4 protein-coding genes are annotated in these 4,689 nt (G+C 74.2%); 3 read left to right on the top strand and 1 reads right to left on the bottom strand.

Going from position 1 to position 4,689, the window contains the following annotated elements; all coding sequences use genetic code 11:
• Nucleotides 1-1,196: ATP-binding cassette domain-containing protein (locus VIW71_RS21365; protein WP_331624060.1), on the top strand; the 1,196-nt coding region annotated here is incomplete at its 5' end.
• A 635-nt stretch (nucleotides 1,197-1,831) separates the two neighbouring features.
• A complete protein-coding gene (locus VIW71_RS21360; RefSeq protein WP_331624059.1) occupies nucleotides 1,832-2,722 on the top strand; it encodes a DMT family transporter in 891 nt (296 codons plus the stop codon).
• Nucleotides 2,723-3,040: 318 nt separating this feature from the next.
• Here VIW71_RS21360 and VIW71_RS21355 read toward each other — a convergent pair whose 3' ends face one another.
• Complete coding sequence (locus VIW71_RS21355; protein ID WP_331624058.1) at nucleotides 3,041-3,835, bottom strand: enoyl-CoA hydratase/isomerase family protein; 795 nt, start codon at nucleotides 3,833-3,835, stop codon at nucleotides 3,041-3,043.
• Between the two features lie 345 nt (nucleotides 3,836-4,180).
• Between VIW71_RS21355 and VIW71_RS21350 the strand changes: the two genes are divergently transcribed.
• Nucleotides 4,181-4,651 carry an ATP-binding protein gene (locus tag VIW71_RS21350; protein WP_331624062.1) on the top strand — a complete coding sequence of 157 codons (471 nt, stop codon included), beginning with the start codon at nucleotides 4,181-4,183 and terminating at the stop codon, nucleotides 4,649-4,651.
• Nucleotides 4,652-4,689: the final 38 nt, after the last annotated feature.

Genomic DNA, 4,689 nt, shown 5'->3' with positions numbered 1-4,689 from the left:
TCGAGATCGAGCTGACCCAGCCGATGACCGCGCTCTCGGGTGGTCAGGCGGCGCGGGCCGGGCTGGCCTCGCTGTTGTTGAGCCGCTACGACATTTTCCTGCTGGACGAGCCGACCAACGACCTCGACCTGGACGGCCTGGACCGCCTGGAGAAGTTCGTCGGCGGGCTACGGGCCGGCACCGTGCTGGTCAGCCACGACCGCGAATTCCTCACCCGTACCGTCAACCGCGTCGTGGAACTCGACCTCGCGCAGCGGCAGGTCGCCACGTACGGCGGCGGATACGCCTCCTACCTGGACGAACGTGCCACCGCACGGCGGCATGCCCGGGAGGAGTACGAGGAGTACGCCGAGACCAGGGCGGGCCTCGAGGCCCGCGCCCGGATGCAGCGCGGCTGGATGGACAAGGGCCTGCGCAACGCCATGCGCAAGTCCCCCGACAACGACAAGATCGCCCGCAAGGCCCGCACCGAGGGCAGCGAGAAGCAGGCCGCCAAGGCCCGGCAGACGGACCGGATGATCGAACGCCTGGAGACCGTCGAGGAGCCCCGCAAGGAGTGGGAACTGCGGATGGAGATCGCCGCCGCGCCCCGCTCCGGCGCCGTGGTGGCCACCCTGCGGGGCGCCCGGGTCCGGCGCGGCGGCTTCGCGTTCGGACCGGTGGACCTCCAGATCGACTGGGCCGACCGGGTCGCGATCACCGGTGCCAACGGCTCGGGCAAGTCCACGCTGCTCGCCGCGCTGCTGGGCCGCCTCCCGCTCGACGAGGGCCAGGCGACGCTCGGGCCCGGCGTGCTGGTCGGCGAGGTCGACCAGGCCCGCGCGCTCTTCCGCGGCCCCGAACCGCTGCTGGACGCCTTCCGCGGCCCGGCCCCCGACCTGGAACCGGCGGAGATCCGTACGCTGCTGGCCAAGTTCGGGCTCAAGGCCGCCCACGTCCTGCGGCCCGCCGCCACCCTCTCCCCGGGCGAGCGCACCCGCGCCGCGCTGGCGCTGCTCCAGGCCCGCGGCGTCAACCTGCTCGTGCTGGACGAGCCGACCAATCACCTCGACCTGCCCGCCATCGAGCAGCTGGAGTCGGCTCTGGCCTCGTACAACGGGACGCTGCTGCTGGTCACCCACGACCGGCGGATGCTGGACGCGGTGCACACCACCCGGCGGATCGAGGTCGCGGACGGACGGATCAGCGAGCGCTGAGCCGCGCCGGCTTCCCGTCGGCGGAACCCACCGAGCCCGGCCTGCGTCCCCTCCGTGACGAGGAGAACGTGGGATGCGCGCTCGGGTGCCGACGTTACCGCCGCCGTGGTACTGGCGTTGGCTGCGGGTCCGCAAGCGGCGTCCGGACGGTGCCGCCGGAGCCGGGCGGTCCGGGCGCGCCGGACCGCGGCGACCCCGTGGTCACGCGGCAGCACGGACGCCCCCACCCTGCGAGCGGTACGTGGCCAGGATGGGCGGTACTGCGGCTGCTCCGGTGGAGGGCTGCCCGGTCCGGGCGGTCCACCCCCAGGAGGCGCTGGACGACGCCGAAGTCCCGGAGAACGTACGGCGGTTCGGCGCCGCGGGCGAGGAGTCCCGGTCACCGCGGAGCTGCCGCTCAAGCGGGTGGTCGCCGGCGCCGGCCCGGTGGTCCGTGACATGCCGGACCCGGTGGCCGGCACCGGCGGCCTTCACCGCGCTCCGCGTCGAGCCCTCCGCGCTCGCCGCCTGCCGGCGGCCGGCCTCCCGGCGCACGTCCGTGACCAGGCGTCAGCGATCCGTCGCAGCCCCGGGAGGCAGGGGCGGCGGGGCGTGGAAGAAGCCTCGCCCGTCACCTGGCGGGTTACAGTGACCGCGTGGCCGTGTTCCTGCTCGGAGTCGGTGCCGCCTGCTGCCTCGGTCTTGGCTTCGTGCTGCAGCAGCGCGCGGCGGCGCGTGCCCCGATCGCGGACTTCCTCACCTTCCGGCTGCTGCTCGACCTGATGCGGATGCCGGACTGGCTGCTCGGCGTGTTCCTCATGGTCGCCGGCCAGGTGCTCGGCGCGATCGCGCTCACCTACGGCGAGGTCTCGCTGGTCGAACCGCTCACCGCCACCAACCTGCTCTTCGCCATGGCGCTGTCCCGCTGGCTCACCCGGCAGCCGCTGGGCTGGTCCGGCTGGGGCGGGGTCGCGCTGCTGGCGCTCGGTGTCACCGCCTTCATCGTCGGCGGCCAGCCCCACGGCGGCGCCAACGCGGCCGGCGCACTGCGGCACTGGCTGGTCATCGGCATCGTCGTGGGCCTCGCCCTGCTGCTCACCCTCAAGGCCCGCCGGCTCACCCCGGCGGGCGAGGCCGCCCTGCTCGGCTGCGCCGCCGGGCTGCTCTACGGTCTCCAGGACGCCCTCACCCGGCTGTGCGGCGAGATCGTCAAGGACGAGAGCGTGGCGAAGCTCTTCGTCCACTGGCAGCCCTACGGGGTGGCGGTCATCGGCCTCACCGGCATGCTCCTGGTGCAGAGCGCCTTCGAGATGGCTCCGCTGCGGATGTCGCTGCCCTCGCTGACCGCCGCCCAGCCGCTGGCCGGCATCGCCTGCGGCGTGGGCTTCCTCGGCGACCGCCTGCGGCTCACCACGGGGGCGCTGGCCTGGGAGGCGGCGGGACTGGCGGCCGTCGTCGTCGGCGTCGTCCTGCTCGGCCGCCATCCGGCGATGCCGCCGGGGGTGACGGAGAAGGAACCCGTCGTCGGGGCGACCCGGGTGAGCTGACGCGCTCCGGGCGGGCCGCCGTAGCGGTGCGTCGCCCGGCGGTGGGCACCGTACCGTCGGCCCAGCGGGGCACTTTCGGCCCCAGCGGGCTGCGACCCGATGACGCCCCGGCTACGGGCCGTGAGCGGACGCCCGCCCGCCGGGGCCGCCGCCGGACGCCTCGCCCACCGCCCACTCCCCGCCGGTCGGCCCCCGTTCGGTCGGCGGCCCGGGGAAACAGCCCAGGCGGCGCCGCCCGCGTCGATCGCGCGGGCCGGCGTGCGGGCCCGCCGACGCCGGACCGGGGTCGGCGGGCCGGGTCGGGGGAGCGGTTTTCGGTCAGCCGGCGCCGGGGGACCAGGTGAAACGGGGGTCGCGGCGTTCCAGGAAGGCGGCCACGCCCTCGGCGGTGTCCCCACTGGTCCTGGCCTGCTCGGCCCAATGGGTGAGGCGGTCCGCGGCTACCGCGTCGGCGGTGTCGGCGAACTCCTTGGCCGCGGCCTGGGTGAGCTGCGAGCGGGACCCCATTACGCCGGTGAACTCCCTTACCCGCTTGCCGAGTTCGTCGGCGGGCAGTACCTCGTCCACCAGGCCGGTGCGCAGCGCCCGTTCGTGGTCGATCAACTCCGCGGAGAACAGCAGGTACTTGGCGGTCGAGGGGCCGGTCAGTCGGACCAGGCGCCGGGTGGAGGAGGCGGCGTAGACGATGCCGAGCCGGGCCGGGGTGACGCCGAACCGCGCCCCCTCGGCGGCGAACCGCACGTCGCAGGCGACCGCGAGCTGGCAGCCGCCGCCCACGCAGTAGCCGCGCACCTCCGCGACGGTCGGTTTGGGGAAGGCGGCCAGCGCCTCCTCGGCGGCGACCGCCGCGTCCTGCGAACCCCGGGAGCCGTCGGCCCCGGTGAAGCCGGTGATGTCGGCGCCCGCGCAGAAGGTGTCGCCCGCTCCGGTCAGCACCAGCACCCGCACCGCCGGATCGGCGGCCAGCCCCGCGAGCAGACCGGGCAGCGACTCCCACATGGCCACCGTCATCGCGTTGCGCCGGGCCGGGTTGCTGATGGTGACGGTGGCCGTGCCGTCCTCGGTGCTCACCAGCAGTCCGGGGCCGGTGGCGGAGGTGGACACGGCGGACATGCGGACTCCTTCGGACGCGGGGGCCGGGCGACGGCACGCAGGACGCGGTACGCGGGTGCGGGCGGCGTACGCGGTCCCGCGGGTGTTGCGGACGGTATCGCGGTGACGGAACGTGTCCCAGCCCGCCGCACGATCCTATCCACGCCGCCTCGTATCGGATTCGGTCATCCGCACGCCAAGAACGGTCTCAATCAATCAAAAGTCGCAGAAAGGAGGGGACTTACGGTTTCCCGCATATGCGGATGGGATGGGCGCGGACACTCGAACCGTGAGGCGGGCCCGGCCGTGAGCAGTCGGCAGGGGTCTGCGGAGACACGTCACGCGAAGGCGATGGTGGGTGCGGTCATGGAGGCGCGCGGGAGTATCTCGCCCGGTCAGGCTCCGGCCCGGAGGTCGTACGAGGGAGTGTGGCGGTTCACGGCCCCGTCGCTCGACTCGTCCGTACCGCAGGTACGGCGCGGGGTCCACGCGCTCCTCGTCGACCGGGGTGTACCGGTCGACGAGGAGGTGCGGTACGGACTGCTGGTCATCGTCTCGGAGCTGGTCACCAACGCCGTGAAGCACGCGGCCGTGCTCTCGCCCCAGGTGACGGTCGAGCTCGCGGTCGGCGCGGACTGGGTCCGGATCGCGGTCGGGGACAACCACCCGTACCGGCCCAAGGCGCTGGAGACCGACCACGCCAGGACCGGCGGACGCGGGCTGCTGCTGGTCAAGGCGATCACCGACGAGGCCGGTGGGCACTACGACATCGCGCAGACCCCGGCCGGCGGCAAGGTCATCTGGGTGGAGCTGCCGCTGCGGGCGGCGGTCCGCTGAGGAATCCGGCGGCCGGGACGAGCCGCCGGCTCGTCCCG

This window comes from Streptomyces sp. (assembly GCF_036524955.1).
GTDB lineage: Bacteria > Actinomycetota > Actinomycetes > Streptomycetales > Streptomycetaceae > Actinacidiphila.
The sequence above is the reverse complement of the archived record's forward strand: the minus strand, read 5'-3'. Positions and strand labels throughout refer to the sequence as shown.

Bases quoted from the DNA above. Each gene is read 5' to 3' on its own strand.
- VIW71_RS21355 (WP_331624058.1), bottom strand. From the start codon at position 3,835: ATGTCCGCCGTGTCCACCTCCGCCACCGGCCCCGGACTGCTGGTGAGC.
- VIW71_RS21350 (WP_331624062.1), top strand. From the start codon at position 4,181: ATGGAGGCGCGCGGGAGTATCTCGCCCGGTCAGGCTCCGGCCCGGAGG.